The organism is Pseudidiomarina donghaiensis, assembly GCF_900116895.1.
Lineage (GTDB): Bacteria > Pseudomonadota > Gammaproteobacteria > Enterobacterales > Alteromonadaceae > Pseudidiomarina > Pseudidiomarina donghaiensis.
In genome coordinates, this window is record NZ_FPCF01000002.1 from 109,432 (window position 1) to 125,988 (window position 16,557).

Genomic DNA, 16,557 nt, shown 5'->3' on the forward strand with positions numbered 1-16,557 from the left:
GAGCCGATATACTTCTTAGATGTTTTTTCCAAGAAAAGGAAGCGGCCGTGTTAATCGCAATCGGTTTTATAGTGGTGTTACTGTCGGTGTTCGGCGGCTTTGTATTAGCTGGCGGCGCGTTGGGGCCTATTTTTCAGCCGCTCGAACTGTTAATTATCGGCGGTGCTGGTATTGGCTCCTTTATAGCGGCCAATAACGGCAAGGCGATCAAAGCGACGTTGCAGTCGGTAAAGCGCTTCAAACGTTCAACAACTTACAATAATGACACCTACCTTGAACTTCTTGCCGTTATTTACAAGTTGCTCAACAAAATGCGCCGCGACGGCATGTTGGCCGTGGAGCGCGATATTGAAAGCCCAGAAGAAAGTGCAATTTTTCAAGAGCACCCAGATGTACTTGAAGACACCATGATGCTGAACTTCATAGCTGATTATTTGCGCTTAATGATCAGCGGCAATATGAACCCTCAAGAGCTTGACGAGCTAATGCTGCACGAAATTGAAACTTTTGAAGCTGAGGCTGAAATTCCAGGCGATGCCTTGCATAAAGTGGGTGATGCCATGCCTGCATTTGGTATTGTTGCAGCGGTTTTAGGTGTAGTTCGCGCCCTAAGTACCGCAGATGTACCACCCGACGTGATGGGAACCATGATTGCCCATGCGTTGGTTGGTACTTTCTTGGGTATTTTATTAGGTTATGGTTTTATCAACCCGTTAGCCAGCCGTGTCGAGCGTCAAGTAGCTGAGCTAGTAAAAACCTTACAAGTTATTCGCGTCACATTGTTGGCGAGCATGCACGGTTATGCGCCGCAGTTGGCGGTCGAATTTGGTCGTAAAGCATTGCACACTTCTGAGCGTCCAACCTTTAACGATTTAGAAGACTATGTTCGTGGTGCCAAAGCGGAGCAGTAACCATGGCTGAAGAACATCGCCCGATAATTATTCGACGTAAGAAAATTGTCAAAAAGCACCATGGTGGTAGTTGGAAAATCGCCTTGGCAGACTTTATGACTGCATTAATGGCGTTGTTCTTGGTGATGTGGATTTTGTCGATGTCGAGCGAGAAAGATCGACAAGGCATTTCCGAGTATTTCCGCACTCCACTGTTAGTTTCTATGGCTGGTGGCGAACGTTCAAGCAACGCCGCCAACGTTATTCAAGGTGGTGGTGCCGACCCAACCCATATGGATGGCGAGCAAGCACGTATAGATTTGCGTCGTGAATCACGGCCTGCCGATGTGCGTCGTCATTTTAATGAGATTCGTCGCCGGGTTGAGGCCGCTATTGATGCTGATCCGGTACTAAAAGCCTTAAAAGCACAGTTACGTTTTGACGTTACCCGCGAAGGCTTGCGCATAATGATGCTTGATACTGAAACCAAGCCAATGTTTGAAATAGGCAGTGACCGTATTGCACCATACATGGAACGCTTGTTAAGAACGTTAGCACCGCTGTTAAATGAGATTCCTAATGAAGTAACTATCAGTGGTCATACCGACAGTTTGCCCTATGCCGGTGGCGAGCGTGGCTATAGCAACTGGGAGCTTTCTGCTGACCGCGCAAACGAGTCACGAAAGGCATTAATGGCCGGTGGATTTGACCCAGAGCGCCTGCTGCTAGTGATGGGCGCGGCCGATAGAATTCCGCTAGATGGCACCGAGCCTGATGACCCCCGAAACCGCCGCATTACCATTGTCGTGCACACGCTTGAGTCATCTGAATTTATTAAACGCCAAGGCTTTTTTCCGCAAGACGAGCAAGAACTTGAAGCCAGTTTAGAGCCCGACGTTGGTCTGCTAACCGAACAGTTTCAAGAAGCCACCCGAGCAACCGATCTAACAAAACAGAAATAAGGGGTTCTAAGCCCCTTTTTCGACCCTTCGTTATTGCTTGCCTTACGCCATAATTGGTGTCATGGCAGAAGAACAATCTCAAGATCAAGAAAAAACAGAAGAACCCTCCGCCCGAAGGCTGCAGAAGTCACGGGAAGAAGGTCAGGTTGCGCGATCACGCGAGCTGACCACTTTTGTGATCTTGTTTGGTGGCGTTTTAATGCTGTGGGCATTAGGTAGCACCATGTATCAAAACTTGGGGCTGGTTATGGAGCAGGCCTTTTTATTTGAACGCTTGCAGGTGTCAGAACCCGGCCCCATGCTACAAAACGTTCTTGAGCTTGGTCAATCAGCATTGTTTTCGTTGCTACCCTTATTTGCGGTGATGATGCTATTGGCGTTGGTCGCCCCGGCACTGTTGGGTGGTTGGGTGATTTCTGCCAAAGCGATGGCTCCCAAACTGAGTAAATTGAACCCAATAAAAGGCCTAAAGCGAGTGTTTTCAACACAGGCGCTGGCTGAACTTGGCAAAGCAATTGCCAAGTCGGTATTAGTTGGCAGCGTATTGATGCTGTTTCTATGGGACCAAAAAGCAAACTTCTTGCGGTTAATGAGTCTTGAGGTCAAGCAGGCATTAGGCGAGGCCATGAGCATGGCTGCATTGGCGTGCTTCTTGATGATTTTGACCCTGCTAGTGGTGGTGGCGTTTGATGTGCCGTTTCAATTGTTCACGCACACCAAAAAATTACGTATGTCGAAAGAAGAAGTAAAACGTGAAAACAAAGAAACCGAAGGCGACCCCCATGTAAAAGGCAAAATTCGCCAACAGCAACAAGCCATGGCGCGCCGACGCATGATGAGTGAAGTGCCACAAGCCGACGTGATTGTGACCAACCCAACCCATTATGCTGTGGCATTAAAATACGATGATAGTAATATGGGCGCTCCGCGTGTTGTTGCCAAGGGCACCGACTTAGTTGCACACCGTATTCGCGAGTTAGGTGATGAACACAAAGTGCCGCGCTTAGAAGCACCACCGTTAGCTCGGGCATTGCATACACACGTTGATTTAGGCCATGAAATTCCGGCACCCTTGTATACTGCCGTGGCCGAAGTCTTGGCATGGGCGTTCCAGTTAAAACGCGCACGCGAGGGGGCCGCAGTAACGCCGCCAACCCCAACAAATATTACAGTTCCTGATGATTACGAGGTACCGGCACCATGAAGTTAAGCATGAACGCGCTAGCAGGGAGCATGAGCTCGGCACGCTTGCAGGTGCTTGTTGGCCCCGTACTTATCTTATTGATTTTGGCAATGATGGTATTGCCATTACCGCCGTTTATTCTCGATTTTCTGTTCACCTTTAATATTGCTTTGTCGCTCATGGTGTTGTTAGTCAGTATGTTCACTGAGAAACCATTGGAGTTTGCGGCCTTTCCAGCGGTATTGCTGTTTTCAACCTTGCTACGTTTGTCACTGAACGTTGCCTCCACGCGCGTTGTACTCATGGAAGGCCATAACGGTGGCGACGCCGCCGGTAAAGTGATAGAAGCCTTTGGACAATTCTTAGTGGGCGGTAATTTTGCCGTTGGCTTGGTGGTGTTTCTTATTTTGGTTGTCATTAACTTCATGGTTATTACCAAAGGCGCAGGGCGTATTGCCGAAGTAGGCGCACGCTTTACGTTAGATGCCATGCCAGGTAAGCAAATGGCGATTGACGCTGACTTGAACGCAGGCCTTATCGGTGAAGAAGAAGCGCGGCGGCGTCGCCAAGAAGTCGCCCAAGAAGCTGAATTTTACGGCTCTATGGACGGTGCGAGTAAATTCGTTCGCGGTGATGCCGTTGCCGGCATGATCATCATGGTGGTGAACATTATTGGCGGCTTAATGATAGGGGTTATGCAGCATAACATGAGTGCTGGCGCTGCCGCAGAAACTTATGTGTTATTAACCATTGGCGATGGTTTGGTGGCGCAGATTCCAGCGCTAATCATTTCAACCGCCGCTGGTGTGACCGTCTCGCGCGTGAACACCGAGCAAGATGTTGGTCAGCAACTTATTAAACAGCTATTCGTAAGCCCGAAAGTGCTCATGCTCGCGGCCGGGGTTATTGGTTTGCTTGGTTTAGTGCCGGGCATGCCTAACTTTATCTTTTTGCTCTTTACCGCCATGTTGGGTGGCTTTGCGTGGTATTTGCACAAGCAACAAACCGCGCAAAAAGCGGCTGCTGCGCAGTCTGAGCAAGCTGCACCGGCGCCTTCGTTTAGTGCCCCAGAGGCCAGTTGGAATGACGTACAGCTGGTGGATACCTTAGGCATGGAAGTGGGCCATCGCTTGATTGCCTTGGTCGACGACAATCAGCAGGGCGAGTTGCTTGGCCGCATTAAGAGTGTGCGTAAGAAGTTTGCGCAAGAAGTGGGATTCTTGCCACCGGTAGTGCATATTCGTGACAACTTAGAACTGAAACCTAATACCTATACAATTACATTAAAAGGCGGCGAAATTGGTCGTGCAGAAATTTACCCCGAGCGTTGGATGGCGATTAATCCTGGCCAAGTAACGGGAGACGTAGAGGGTATTGACACGACAGACCCAGCCTTTGGGCTTCCGGCTAAGTGGATAAATCAAGATCAGCGCGAGCATGCGCAAATTTACGGGTATACGGTTGTAGATGCCAGTACCGTGGTTGCGACGCACCTCAATCATTTGTTGCAACGTTACGCGTCAGACTTGCTAGGTCGTCAAGAAGTGCAACAGTTGGTTGATAAATTAGCGGAAGAAAACAAGGCCTTAGTTGAAGATGTCGTGCCGAAATGTGTTACCGTGACGACGTTGCAGCGAGTTCTGCAGAACCTGCTTGAAGAAGACGTGTCAATTCGCGATCTACGCACTATTTTTGATACCCTAGCAGAATTTGAAGGCCAGCAAGCTGATGCACATGAGCTAACCGCGCGTGTGCGCTTGGCGTTGGGTCGCAATATTACTCAGAAGTGGTTCGGTGGCGAGCGAGAATTACAGGTTATTGGCCTTGATGTGTCACTCGAAAACATGTTGTCACAAGCGATGCAACAAAACAGTTCATTAGAGCCGGGCTTAGCCATGACGTTAAGCGAGCAAACCCAAAAGGCGTTGCACCATGCCGAAACCATGGGGCTGCCGCCAGTATTAGTGGTGCCCCATCAATTACGGCCGCTGTTGTCGCACTTCTTGCGACGCCAGCTACGTGATTTAGTGGTATTATCACAAGCTGAAATTCCAGATGATAGAACCATTAAAGTTGTGAGTGTTATTGGAGGGTCACAATGACCATAAGGCGCTTTCGAGCAGCCAGTCATAAAGATGCGATGCGCAAAGTGCGTGATGCACTAGGCGATGACGCCGTGATTGTGTCTTCGCGTAAAACGTCGCAAGGCGCTGAGATTTTTGCAATTGGCGAGGCCGAACTCGCGCTGTTGCATGAAACCGAAGACGCGCCCACCTCCCCTGATTTTTCAGGTTTAGCACAACAACTATTGAGTGACGTGCAAGATATGCGCGCTATGTTGCATCAGCAGCAGGGCGAGAAAGTACCTGACGACAATCGTAAGCGCTTGTACCGCCAACTTCGTGCTGGTGGGTATAGCGACCCATTAAGTCGCCAGTTGGTGGCTATGTTGCCGTCGCAGCTTAATCATTCAAATAAAACCTACCCGGAAGCACTGAAGTGGTTGCAACAGCAGTTAGTGGCTCGGGTGTCACATCAGTCGAACATGCAAGCCAACGACTGGGAGCTACTGCAGCACCAAGGCGTGATGGCGCTCGTTGGGCCAACAGGAGTGGGCAAAACCACCACAACCGCGAAATTAGCGGCAAACTATGTCATGCAGCATGGTAACGACAGCTTGTTGCTGGTCACCACAGACAGTTATCGAATTGGCGCCCAACAGCAGCTTGCCATTTATGCAGAGTTGCTCGATGTAGAAATGCATGCGCTTGCCGATGGCGATACGCTGGATGCGTTAGCGCAAAAAATGCAGGGTAAACGGTTAGTCTTGGTTGATACGGTTGGTATGAGCCAACGCGATCAGCGCCTAGCGCAGAAAATTGCGGCATTGAACAGCGAGCAACATGCACATACAACACGTATTGTGTTGTTGCTCAATGCTGCGGCCCAGCAAGAAACATTAGACGAAGTAGCGCGCATTTATCAGCGCATTGCTGGGGAAAGTGAGTTAACCATTAGTGATGCTATTCTCACTAAACTAGACGAAACCGCACGTTTGGGTGGGGTGTTGGACACGTTGATTCGTCACAAGCTGACGGTGCAGGCGGTATCCTCTGGGCAGCGCGTGCCGGAAGATATTCAGGTGCCTGACATTGAACAATTGGTGGCAGACTCGTTAGCCGCCGAAGTGAGTGACTCCATGCTTGCCGCCAGCGAATGGGAGCAGTCAAGTGAGAAGCTTGAGCCTTCACACGTATTCACGCACGGGCATTTAATTCAATCGAGCATGCAGGCGCTACGCAACCATGTCCCGCATTTTAGCGAGCTGGTACAGGCGCTCAAACAAAAAGAACTGCCTGAAAGCTGGCAGAACACAGCGTTTCCAGACGAGTTGAACATGATTCGTTGGGCGGCGCCACAGCCTTTGCAAGGCTGGAGCCATTTAACCCCGCATTTGGGGCTTAATAAACATGGCTTACCGTTACTGCCACCGGTAATACACGATAACGACGACTCAGTATTACCAGATATGGCGTTGGCGCCGGTACAGTTATTTGATTATTTACCAGAAACGGCGTTATTGGATATTTTTTCAGAACACCAAACCGGTTGGCTAGCCACCTTGAATGTGAACCACAAAGTACACAGCCAAGGGCACACCGTGGTAGTTAGCGAGCTGGTCAAAAAACACGGTATTCCATTAAGTAAACATACCATTGTGTATCGCGGAGAGCGACGTCGACTTGAGCTTACGGTGGCGGCAGCCGAGTCTGAGCAAAGTCAGCAGTTGTACCAAGTGGTGTATGGCGAGTTGCATGGTGGGCCGAGCAAAAACCCCGTACAGCGTCGATATTGGATGGTAGACGGGCACTGCACCGCAGAACAAGTTGTCGAGCGGGCGCGAAGCATGATGCAGCTTGAGGAGTACGCGCGATTAACGCGTTTTGCATGGCGCGCAATAGATAAGCAAAAACTGACATCATCAACCCAATTAGCCGTTGCCGGAGCGCTTGCGGCAGTTGCCATGCATGTGGAGTACCACAGCGCGGCGCAATTTGCTGGATTGCGTGGCGAGCTACTTAGTTTAAGCGGCAAACGTGGGCGGGTTCAGGGTGATAAGCTAGTACCAGCAATTTTACACGTTATTCAAGCCTATGAGTCGTTAGTGGCTGCAGGCCGAGAAGTAGAGGCATAAGTTAAGCATGAGCGATCAGGCAGCGAGTTTGCGACAATGGGCGGCTAAGCGCAACGAAGGCGAGCCGGCCAATGAGATCATTTCGCAACCAGCGTCCGCGGAAACGCCACAAAAAAATGTTGAGCAAGTGGTGGTGTTGGGCTTGCCAAAACTAGACCAAGAGCAAGCAGCGAAAGCTGCAAATGTATTTCATCGCTGGGCAGAACATGGTAAGAAATGGGTCGGAGATGCCGAGCGTTGGCGGGTTATTCCGGTAAGCCGAGAATACCCAGATTTAGCTAAGTTAGTGGGCACTTACCCACGCTGGGCGGTTTGGGTTGATGATGACCTTGATAGTTTTATGCGTGTGTATCGCGCATTAAAGACCATTCAATCGGTGGGGGGGCCTAAGCGAGTCATTGCGCTGCATCCCCCCATGGCGCGTCAAGGTTTATTAGCGAATATTCAGTACGTAGCACGGCATTATTTTAACATTGAAGTTTTGGTATTTTCGGGCTGAAAACTATGTATACAGCTGAAGGTAAGTTCAACAAAAACAGCATTATCGAACAGTATTATCCACTGGTTCGACGCCAGGCTTTTAACCTCAAGGTGAAGCTGCCTGCGGGTGTTGACGTGGATGATTTAATTCAGGCTGGCGTTGAAGGGTTACTTAGCTGTGTTGACCGATTTGATCCAGACTCGGGTGTTGCTTTTTCTACCTATGCCCACCAACGTATTCGCGGCGCCATGATTGACGAACTGCGCAGTCGCGACTGGCTTCCGCGCAGCGTCCGTCGCAGTGGACGTGAGCTTGAGCAAACCATTCGGCGCTTAGAGCAACAACTTGGGCGTGTGCCTGAAGAGCGCGAAATAGCGACTGAGTTGGGCATGGAGCTCAACGAATATCATCAACTATTGCTGGATACGAATATCGGCCTAGTGTTGTCGTACGACGAAGTGGTTAGTGACACGCCTCATGCCGAAACAAATGGCGATGAAGAAGCAGAGCCAGAGGCGCAAATTGGCGCTGCGGAGCTCAAATTATTACTTGTTCAAGCCATTGACTCCCTTCCTGAGCGTGAAAAATTAGTCATGACGCTCTATTATCAAGAAGAGCTTAACCTCAAAGAGATCGGTGCCGTACTCGATGTAACCGAGTCGCGGGTGTCGCAGCTGCATAGCCAGGCCATCAAGCGTATTCGCGCACGAGTTGCCGCTTAACCGCAATCAACGTTCAACGGACGTTTTTAACAGAACTAGAAGGTGCGTGATGAATAATTATAAATTGGAAATTCGCTGGGGTGTCATTTTTAGTCTGGCCATGTTGGTTTGGCTGCTCATAGAACGTCTTGCTGGTTTGCATAGTTCATTGATTCACCTACATATGGTGTGGACGAATGTATTCGCGATAGTTGCCATTACTATTTATGTGTTGGCGCTGCGCCAAAAACGAGATCGCGAGCTGCAAGGACAAATGACTTGGAAGCAGGGCTTCATGTGTGGCGTGGGAATGACCATCGTGGTCGCTATTTTAAGCCCATTAACGCAGTGGCTTGCGCATAGCTTTGTGTCCCCCCATTTTTTCACCAACATGGTGGAGTATGCAGTGAGCAGTAGCAACATGACTGAAGCACAGGCACTGAGTTACTTTAACTTGCAAAGCTATATGATTCAGTCGGTTATTGGTGCGGTGGTGATGGGCGTTATCACATCGGCTGTGGTGGCTTTGTTTGTGCGGACGAAAAAATAGTTAAGCGTTAAATTGGTGCAAACAGCGGCGCATGTTTTCTTTACTGTGCTAAGGTTAAAAGACTATTAGGCAGGACAAGGAATTTACTGGTATGAAAAAATTAGTCTTAGCAGTTGCTGTTTCATCGTTAGTTGCAACCGGTTGTGCCAATATGACCAACGCGCAAAAAGGCGCGACTATTGGCGCTATTGCTGGCGCCGTTATCGGTAAAGGCACCGGCGACCATGACAAGAGTCGTTATGTTTGGGGCGCGGTAGCTGGCGCCATTGCTGGTGGTGCCATTGGTAACTATATGGATAAGCAGGAACAAGAGTTCCGTGATTCATTAGCTGGTAGTGGCGTAGAAGTGATTCGCGAAGGCGACAACATTCGCTTGCAGCTGCCCAGCAACGTGACTTTTGCAACCGACAGTTCAAGCATTGCCCAAGGCTTTTATCCAGTGCTTTCAGATGTGGGCCGTGTATTAAACCGCTATGAAAAAACCACCATGTTGGTGGAAGGCCATACGGATAGCGTTGGAGACGCGAACTACAATATGCAGTTGTCAGAACGCCGTGCTTTATCAGTACGTAACTACTTAGTTGGTGAGGGTGTCGACCAGCGCCGCGTAACTACTGTCGGTTACGGCGAAACTCAACCCATTGCAGACAATGGCACAGCAGGCGGGCGCCAAGAAAACCGCCGTGTTGAATTGCGCATTGTACCGAACGAGGCTCAGTAACCTGGGTTTGGTTTGAAAAAATAGCACGTTACTGAATAAAAAAGCCGCCGAGTTCGCAATGAATCGGCGGCTTTTTAGTATGTACTTTTAGTAAGCGCTTTTAGTAAGCACTTTTCGCATGTGCTAAAAGAGTAGCTATTTAGGTTTTGATGCTTCATTCACCAGTAACGCAATGGCACCGTCGCCAGTAACATTACACGCAGTACCAAAGCTATCTTGCGCCATGTACAGAGCTATCATCAAGGCAATAGCGGTTTCACCAAAGCCCAGCATTGAGCCCAGCAAACCTACCGCTGACATCACCGCGCCACCTGGCACACCCGGTGCCGCCAACATCACCACACCTAACATGAGAATAAATGGCAGGATAGTGAAAAATGATGGTATCGCTAGCGAGCTATGTAAGAACATAACCGCAATAGTGCAGCTAACAATGGTGATGGTTGAGCCGGCCAAATGAACGGTTGCACACAAAGGCACAGCGAAGTTCGCCACGTCATCGTTGACATCGTTTTCTTTAACACTGCGTAGGGTTACCGGAATAGTCGCGGCGCTCGACATGGTGCCAAGTGCTGTGAAATAGGCGGGTAGCATATTCTTAATCAGCTTTACTGGGCTTACGCCGGCTTTCACGCCCGCAATGCTGAACATGCTAATGATATAAATCCAGTGCAGCGCAACGGCTAACAGCAGAATGATACCGAAGGTTTGCAAGGTGCTAAAGACGGTGCCAGCGGCGGCCATTTGCGCAAAAACACCGGCGATGTAAAACGGCAACAATGGAATAATTACCTTGCCCAACAGTAGCTCAATGATGTCGCGACCCTGATCACTGAATTGCTTAAGTTGCTCTGCGCGAGTACTGGCAATACCAAGGCCGAAAATAAACGCCAAAACCAGCGCCGTCATCACGCCAAATACTGGTGGCATGTCAATGGTTAGGAACGGCTGTAAAGTGCTCTCTTGGGCGTTTGCGGCAGTTTTTGTGGCAGCAGTGAGCATTGGCACCACCAAACTTGCGACAACGTACGCCAAAATGCCGGCAATAATAGTAGATAGGTACGCAATGCCGAGTGTGCGCGACAGCAATTTGCCTGAGTTCTGCGGTAAGCCAGCAATACCGCTGGTAATGAAGAATAGAATTAGCAGCGGAATGGTGAAAAATAATAACTGGCCGAAAATGGCTTTGAAAGTGATCAGTAGCTGGCTAACCCAGTCTGGTAGATACAAGCCAATTAGGGTACCGGCAACAATGCCAAGTACTAGTTTGATAATTAAACCCATGGAAGTTCTCTCGTTGTTGTTGTGGTGAGGCTATTTGCCGATACAAAAACTACTAAAAATTTTGCCTAGCAAGTCGTCAGAAGTGAACTCGCCGGTAATTTCATTGAGGTGTTGTTGGGTAATACGCAGCTCTTCAGCGAGTAACTCGCCGGCCAGATTCATTTCAAGCTGTTCTTGGCCAATACTTAAGCGCTCACGGGCACGTTCAAGTGCATCAAGGTGACGCCGCCGCGCCATAAAGCTGCCTTCGCTGGTCGCGGTATAACCCACACTATGTTTTAAATGTTCACGTAATAGTTCAATGCCATGGCCGGTTTTGGCGCTTAGGTGGAGCACTGGAATGCCGCCAATGTCTTCAATAGCCACCGGCTCAGCATTGAGGTCGACCTTGTTACGAATAACGGTAAATGGCAGGTCATCGGGTAGTTGCTCGAAGAATTCTGGCCAAATATCGGCGGGGTGAACGGCATCGGTTTCGGTTGCATCGACCATAAACAATACGCGATCGGCGCCGCGAATTTCGTCCCAAGCGCGCTGAATACCAATGCGCTCAACTTCGTCGGGACTCTCTCGCAAGCCCGCTGTGTCGATAATGTGCAGTGGCATACCATCAATTTGAATGTGCTCGCGAAGTACATCGCGTGTGGTGCCGGCAATGGCGGTAACGATTGCCGATTCGCGGCCAGCCAACGCATTCAATAGGGACGATTTGCCGGCGTTAGGTCGCCCAGCAATGACCACTTTCATACCTTCACGCAGCAGGGTGCCTTGTTTGGCTTGTACCATCACTTGGTGTAGGCGATCGATAATAGCTTCTAAATCGCCGGCAACTTTGCCATCGCTAAGAAAATCAATTTCTTCGTCGGGAAAATCAATAGCGGCCTCAACGTACATACGTAAGTGGATGACTTGGTCCACTAGTTGATCGATTTCGTACGAAAAACCGCCCTGTAGGCTTTGCAGCGCTGCTTTGGCGGCTTGCTCAGAGGTGGTGTCAATTAAATCGGCAATGGCTTCAGCTTGAGTTAAATCTAGTTTGTCGTTTAAAAACGCGCGTTCGCTAAATTCGCCAGGCCGTGCAGGGCGTACATCTGGAAAATCCAGAATAGCCTTGATGATCATATCAATAAGTACAGGGCCGCCGTGACCTTGTAACTCAAGAACGTCTTCGCCAGTGAAAGAGTTTGGGCCCTGAAAGAAAAGCGCAATGCCCTCATCGAGCACTGCGCCTTTTAGGTCTTTAAATGGTAGGTATTCGGCTTTGCGCGGTGCCGGGCAGTAGCCCAACATACGCTCAGCGACAGTTTTTGCCGCTGGCCCGCTAACCCTGACGATACCGACACCGCCACGCCCCGGAGGGGTGGCTTGTGCGACGATGGTGTCGTTGGTTAGCTCAAATTCCATTGGTTACTACCTAAGTTATTTCTTTTTGCGGCGTTCCATCATGCCTTTTTTCTCAAGGCCACGATAAATCCACTGCATTTGGCCAATGGTAATTAAGTTACTGCTTAGCCAGTAAAGTACCAGACCCGAAGGGAACCACAGGAAGAACACGGTAAAGATAACCGGCATGTACTGTAGTAACTTCTGTTGCATTGGGTCTGTTGCAGGAGTTGGTTGCAACTTCTGCATCACAAACATCGACACACCCATAAGAATTGGCAGGATGTAGTATGGGTCTTTGGCCGACAAATCGTTAATCCACAGGAATAACGGTGCGTGACGCAACTCGACACTTTCTAGCAGTACCCAGTACAAAGCTAAGAAGATTGGTAATTGCAGAAGCATAGGTAAACAGCCGCCTAACGGGTTTACTTTTTCTTCTTTGTACATCTTCATCATGGCTTGCGACATTTTCTGACGGTCGTCGCCGTAGCGCTCGCGCAAAGCAGTCATCTTCGGCTGTATCATGCGCATTTTTGCCATCGATACATACTGCTTTTTAGTCAGCGGGTACAAGAATGTCTTGATGATAATTGTGACGGCGATTATCGAAAGGCCCCAGTTAATTAATAGGCTTTGTACCAACTGAAGCAATTTGAAAATTGGTTGTGCTAGCCACCACAAGAAGCCGTAATCAACGGTTAGGTTTAGGTCTTCGGCAACTAATGCCATAGCGTCTTGGTCTTTCGGGCCAACAAACAATGTCGAGCGAAGTTCAGCAGAGGCACCAGGGGCTACCGTAGCGGTAGGGTACATCATGCCCATAATGGCTTGGTCACCGCCAATAACGCGAGAAAACAACTGCTTGGTACCTTCGCCGCGCGGAATCCAAGCGGCCACAAAGTAATGCTCAAGCATTGCAACCCAACCGGTTTCGGTTGCTCGGTTTAAACGTTGGTCGCGCATGTCATCAAATGCGTATTTCTCGTAACGGTCTTCATCCCATGAATACGCACCACCTTTGTAGGTTGGCATCATCATGTTGCCTGAACCTTCAGTCATGACTTGCTTAAGCTGCGCGTAAAGTTGCATTTGTTTGTGCGTTGTTGCAGCGTTTTGAATGGTATAAACCACATCAACAGCGTAAGAGCCTTTATTGAATACGAAGGTTTTGGTAATTTTGCTACCGTCTTCTTGCGTAAAGTGCAGAGGCACTTCTAAAGTGTCGCCTTTTAACTCATAGCTGCTTTGTTCTACGTGGAACATTGGGCGGCCTTCAGCAGAGTCGGTGCCGTGTGCACCAACCAAGCCAGACTGAGCAATGTAGAGTTTATTTGGATCTGAATGAAGCAACTCAAAACGCTCTGGGCTATCTTGGGTTTGTGCGAACTGCAGCAATTGCGCGTTGACGACATCACCGCCGTGGGTGTCAATAACAACGTCTAGCACGTCAGTTTTAACACGAACTCGCTGGCTAGCGCTTGCTACGGCCGTACTAGGCATTCCAGCATCTGAGGCTTCTGGTACGGCACTGTCTGATGACGCGGGCATAGAGCTAGCGCTAGGAACACCTGTGTCATTAGTCGATGATTGTGTTTGTGCAGGTTTTTGTGTGCCCGCTGGCGCGGTATCAATTAGCCAATTTTGGTAGAGAAAAAAGCTAACTACCAAAAAAGCTATGAACAAGATAGAACGTGGCGAATTCATAAGTCCTTCGTCTCTGCTTTACTTTGAATCTTTGTTTCCGCTTCACATGGCTCGGTGCCTGGAACCGGGTCGAAGCCGCCGGGATGCCCCGGATGGCATTTCAGAATACGCTTACTGGCTAACCAGAAGCCTCGCATCATACCATGCTTTTGGATTGCTTCGATGGCGTATTGCGAGCAGGTCGGCGTAAATCTGCATCGAGGCCCTATCAGCGGACTAATAATTAGCTGGTAGAGGCGGATGAAGCCGATAGGTATTGCGCGCAACGCTTGCTTAAAGTTCGCCATAAGTAATCCAAACGTTGTTGGAGTTCTTCTTGTGAAAGATCAACAACGCCGTTTTTTCCAATCACGATAATATCGAATGCCGGTATTTTATGCTGTTTTAACCGAAAATTCTCGCGAATCTTGCGTTTTATGCGATTTCGATCAACTGCGCGTTTGGCACGCTTTTTAGATAGCGTAATGCCAATGCGTGCATGGTCGAGATTATTTGGGGTAGCGAGCATGGTGAGTTCAGCTGTGACAGCTTTCACCGGGGGATTATCGAAGACTTTTTGAAAGTGCGCGGGAGTTAAAAGACGTAACTCCCGCCCGTAAGAGAGGTTCTGCTTCAATATTATGCAGACAGAACTTTACGGCCTTTGGCACGACGGCGAGCCAACACTTGACGACCGTTTTTCGTTGCCATACGAGCACGGAAACCGTGAGTGCGCTTGCGCTTCAATACGCTTGGTTGAAATGTTCTTTTCATGACGTTACTTCCGTATTCGGGTTACCTAAAAATTTAGAGCGCGAATTCTAACGGTTAAAAGGATCAAAGTCAACGGAAAAAGCTATCCACAAACAACGAATAAGAACAGTTATTATTGTGGATAAAAGCGCTTAACTCGTTGGGTAAATTTGCCTTAAAAGCTAGCGATCCTAGGTCTCTTTTAGTACAATCAAATGAGTCCTGCAGGTACATATTATAAAGGATCGGTTACGATCGGCTCAATACTGCACATAACTAAAACAACATGCGACAAGAACGGGAGACAGGTGTGAATAAATCGCTTTGGCAATTATGCGCTGATAGACTGCAAAGCGAATTGACCGCTCAAAATTTCAATACTTGGATCCGCCCGTTGCAATCGGAAGTCGATAACGACGTTCTTACGCTATACGCCCCAAATGCTTACGTTGTGGACTGGATCAAAGACAAGTACCTCAACACCATCAATGATTATCTTACTGAGCTTGCAAAAGAACGTGGCGAGAAAAATCCGCGCGTTTCATTTCGTGTAGGCGGCGTTGAAAAGAAAGCTGTCGCTACTAATACAAGTTCAGATTCTACGCGTGAGGCCAGCAGTTCAGGTACGTCAGCAGATAAACCTGTTAGCCAGCGCAGCAAACGTGCAACCCCTTGGACGCAAACCGACGCACCGGCACCGGCGTTCGAGTCAAACATAGACGAAGAGTATACCTTTGATAACTTTGTTGAAGGGAAGTCAAACCAGCTCGCTTTAGCGGCTGCCCATCAAGTGGCTGAAAACCCAGGCGGTGTGTACAACCCGTTATTTGTTTATGGTGGTACCGGTTTAGGTAAAACGCATTTGTTACATGCCGTGGGCAACGCAATTCGTGCGCACAAAAAAGACGCCAAGGTATTTTATATGCGTGCCGAACGTTTTGTGCAAGACATGGTAAATGCACTTAAAAACGGCACCATTGATGAAATGAAGCGCTACTATCGCTCGGTTGATGCGTTATTAATTGATGATATTCACTTCTTTTCGAACAAAAAGGGCACGCAAGAAGAATTCTTCCATACTTTCAATGCCTTACTTGAGGGTAACCAGCAAATCATTCTTACCAGCGATTTGTATCCGAAAGAAATCGAAGGCCTTGAAGATCGATTGCGCTCGCGTTTCGGTTGGGGCTTGACGATAGCTATTGAGCCGCCAGAGCTAGAAACCCGCGTGGCAATTTTAATTCGCAAAGCGCAAGAGCGCGGTATAACGCTTCCGCATGAGGTTGCGTTTTTTATTGCGAAGCGGTTACGTTCGAATGTGCGCGAGCTTGAAGGGGCATTGAACCGCTTGGTGGCGAACGTGAATTTAACCGGACGCCAAATTACGATTGATTTTGTACGCGAAGCGTTGCGCGACTTAATTGCGGCGCAAGAAAAGCTTGTTACTATTGATAATATTCAGAAAACGGTGGCTGAGTATTACAACATTAAAATGTCTGACATGCTTTCCAAACGCCGCACTCGCTCAGTTGCTCGCCCGCGCCAAGTGGCAATGGCTTTGGCAAAAGAACTAACGAATCATAGCTTGCCGGAAATTGGCGATGCTTTTGGTGGCCGTGACCACACAACCGTATTACACGCTTGTCGTACAATTGCCAAGCTAAAAGATGAACAGAACGATTTAAAAGAAGATTACCGAAACTTAATCCGCACGCTTTCGGCATAAGATGTATAACAGAAAGTGGCAGGGACATAACAACAGGGGAAT

At 48.8% G+C, this 16,557-nt stretch carries 16 protein-coding genes; 10 read left to right on the forward strand and 6 right to left on the reverse strand.

The genetic code is table 11. The annotated features are described in order from the left end of the window. Positions 1 to 47 precede the first annotated feature (47 nt). The 9 genes from motA to BM334_RS06525 all read left to right on the forward strand — a co-directional run bounded on the left by motA (position 48) and on the right by BM334_RS06525 (position 9,683). Positions 48 to 911, forward strand: coding sequence for a flagellar motor stator protein MotA (gene motA, locus BM334_RS06485; protein ID WP_092839680.1), 864 nt, complete (start codon positions 48 to 50; stop codon positions 909 to 911). A 2-nt stretch (positions 912 to 913) separates the two neighbouring features. After that, positions 914 to 1,852, forward strand: a complete 939-nt coding sequence (gene motB / locus BM334_RS06490; protein ID WP_092839684.1) for a flagellar motor protein MotB — start codon at positions 914 to 916, stop codon at positions 1,850 to 1,852. Between the two features lie 61 nt (positions 1,853 to 1,913). Beyond that, the gene (gene flhB, locus BM334_RS06495; protein ID WP_092839687.1) at positions 1,914 to 3,056 is read left to right on the forward strand and encodes a flagellar biosynthesis protein FlhB; all 1,143 of its coding nucleotides are present in this window, start codon (positions 1,914 to 1,916) and stop codon (positions 3,054 to 3,056) included. Further along, entirely contained in the window at positions 3,053 to 5,137 is a 2,085-nt protein-coding gene (gene flhA / locus BM334_RS06500; protein ID WP_092839690.1) for a flagellar biosynthesis protein FlhA, read from the forward strand. Before flhB ends, flhA begins: the two co-directional genes overlap by 4 nt. Continuing rightward, a complete protein-coding gene (gene flhF, locus BM334_RS06505; protein ID WP_092839693.1) occupies positions 5,134 to 7,230 on the forward strand; it encodes a flagellar biosynthesis GTPase FlhF in 2,097 nt (698 codons plus the stop codon). The genes flhA and flhF overlap by 4 nt, the downstream gene beginning before the upstream one ends. Before the next feature lie 7 nt (positions 7,231 to 7,237). After that, positions 7,238 to 7,729 (forward strand): hypothetical protein, encoded by a 492-nt coding sequence (locus BM334_RS06510; RefSeq protein ID WP_092839696.1) that lies wholly within the window; start codon positions 7,238 to 7,240, stop codon positions 7,727 to 7,729. A gap of 5 nt (positions 7,730 to 7,734) precedes the next feature. Continuing rightward, the gene (locus tag BM334_RS06515) at positions 7,735 to 8,433 is read left to right on the forward strand and encodes an RNA polymerase sigma factor FliA (protein ID WP_092839699.1); all 699 of its coding nucleotides are present in this window, start codon (positions 7,735 to 7,737) and stop codon (positions 8,431 to 8,433) included. Positions 8,434 to 8,482: 49 nt separating this feature from the next. Further along, positions 8,483 to 8,962: a DUF4199 domain-containing protein gene (locus tag BM334_RS06520; protein ID WP_092839702.1), complete on the forward strand. Its 480-nt coding sequence runs from the start codon at positions 8,483 to 8,485 to the stop codon at positions 8,960 to 8,962. A 91-nt stretch (positions 8,963 to 9,053) separates the two neighbouring features. Further along, positions 9,054 to 9,683, forward strand: a complete 630-nt coding sequence (locus BM334_RS06525) for a YiaD family glycine zipper/OmpA-like lipoprotein (protein WP_092839705.1) — start codon at positions 9,054 to 9,056, stop codon at positions 9,681 to 9,683. A gap of 135 nt (positions 9,684 to 9,818) precedes the next feature. Here BM334_RS06525 and BM334_RS06530 read toward each other — a convergent pair whose 3' ends face one another. Genes BM334_RS06530 through rpmH form a run of 6 tightly spaced genes read right to left on the reverse strand, consistent with a single transcriptional unit; the run spans position 9,819 to position 14,810 of the window. Then, complete coding sequence (locus BM334_RS06530) at positions 9,819 to 10,967, reverse strand: dicarboxylate/amino acid:cation symporter (RefSeq protein ID WP_092839708.1); 1,149 nt, start codon at positions 10,965 to 10,967, stop codon at positions 9,819 to 9,821. Between the two features lie 30 nt (positions 10,968 to 10,997). Then, positions 10,998 to 12,371 (reverse strand): tRNA uridine-5-carboxymethylaminomethyl(34) synthesis GTPase MnmE, encoded by a 1,374-nt coding sequence (mnmE, locus tag BM334_RS06535; protein WP_092839711.1) that lies wholly within the window; start codon positions 12,369 to 12,371, stop codon positions 10,998 to 11,000. Between the two features lie 15 nt (positions 12,372 to 12,386). Beyond that, positions 12,387 to 14,057: a membrane protein insertase YidC gene (yidC, locus tag BM334_RS06540; protein WP_092839714.1), complete on the reverse strand. Its 1,671-nt coding sequence runs from the start codon at positions 14,055 to 14,057 to the stop codon at positions 12,387 to 12,389. Beyond that, the gene (yidD, locus tag BM334_RS06545) at positions 14,054 to 14,344 is read right to left on the reverse strand and encodes a membrane protein insertion efficiency factor YidD (RefSeq protein WP_092839717.1); all 291 of its coding nucleotides are present in this window, start codon (positions 14,342 to 14,344) and stop codon (positions 14,054 to 14,056) included. Before yidD ends, yidC begins: the two co-directional genes overlap by 4 nt. Continuing rightward, positions 14,281 to 14,673: a ribonuclease P protein component gene (gene rnpA / locus BM334_RS06550; protein ID WP_092839720.1), complete on the reverse strand. Its 393-nt coding sequence runs from the start codon at positions 14,671 to 14,673 to the stop codon at positions 14,281 to 14,283. Before rnpA ends, yidD begins: the two co-directional genes overlap by 64 nt. A gap of 2 nt (positions 14,674 to 14,675) precedes the next feature. Continuing rightward, a complete protein-coding gene (gene rpmH, locus BM334_RS06555; protein WP_055439485.1) occupies positions 14,676 to 14,810 on the reverse strand; it encodes a 50S ribosomal protein L34 in 135 nt (44 codons plus the stop codon). 289 nt (positions 14,811 to 15,099) lie between these two features. Between rpmH and dnaA the strand changes: the two genes are divergently transcribed. Then, positions 15,100 to 16,515: a chromosomal replication initiator protein DnaA gene (gene dnaA, locus BM334_RS06560; RefSeq protein WP_218155336.1), complete on the forward strand. Its 1,416-nt coding sequence runs from the start codon at positions 15,100 to 15,102 to the stop codon at positions 16,513 to 16,515. The last annotated feature ends 42 nt before the right edge of the window (positions 16,516 to 16,557 follow it).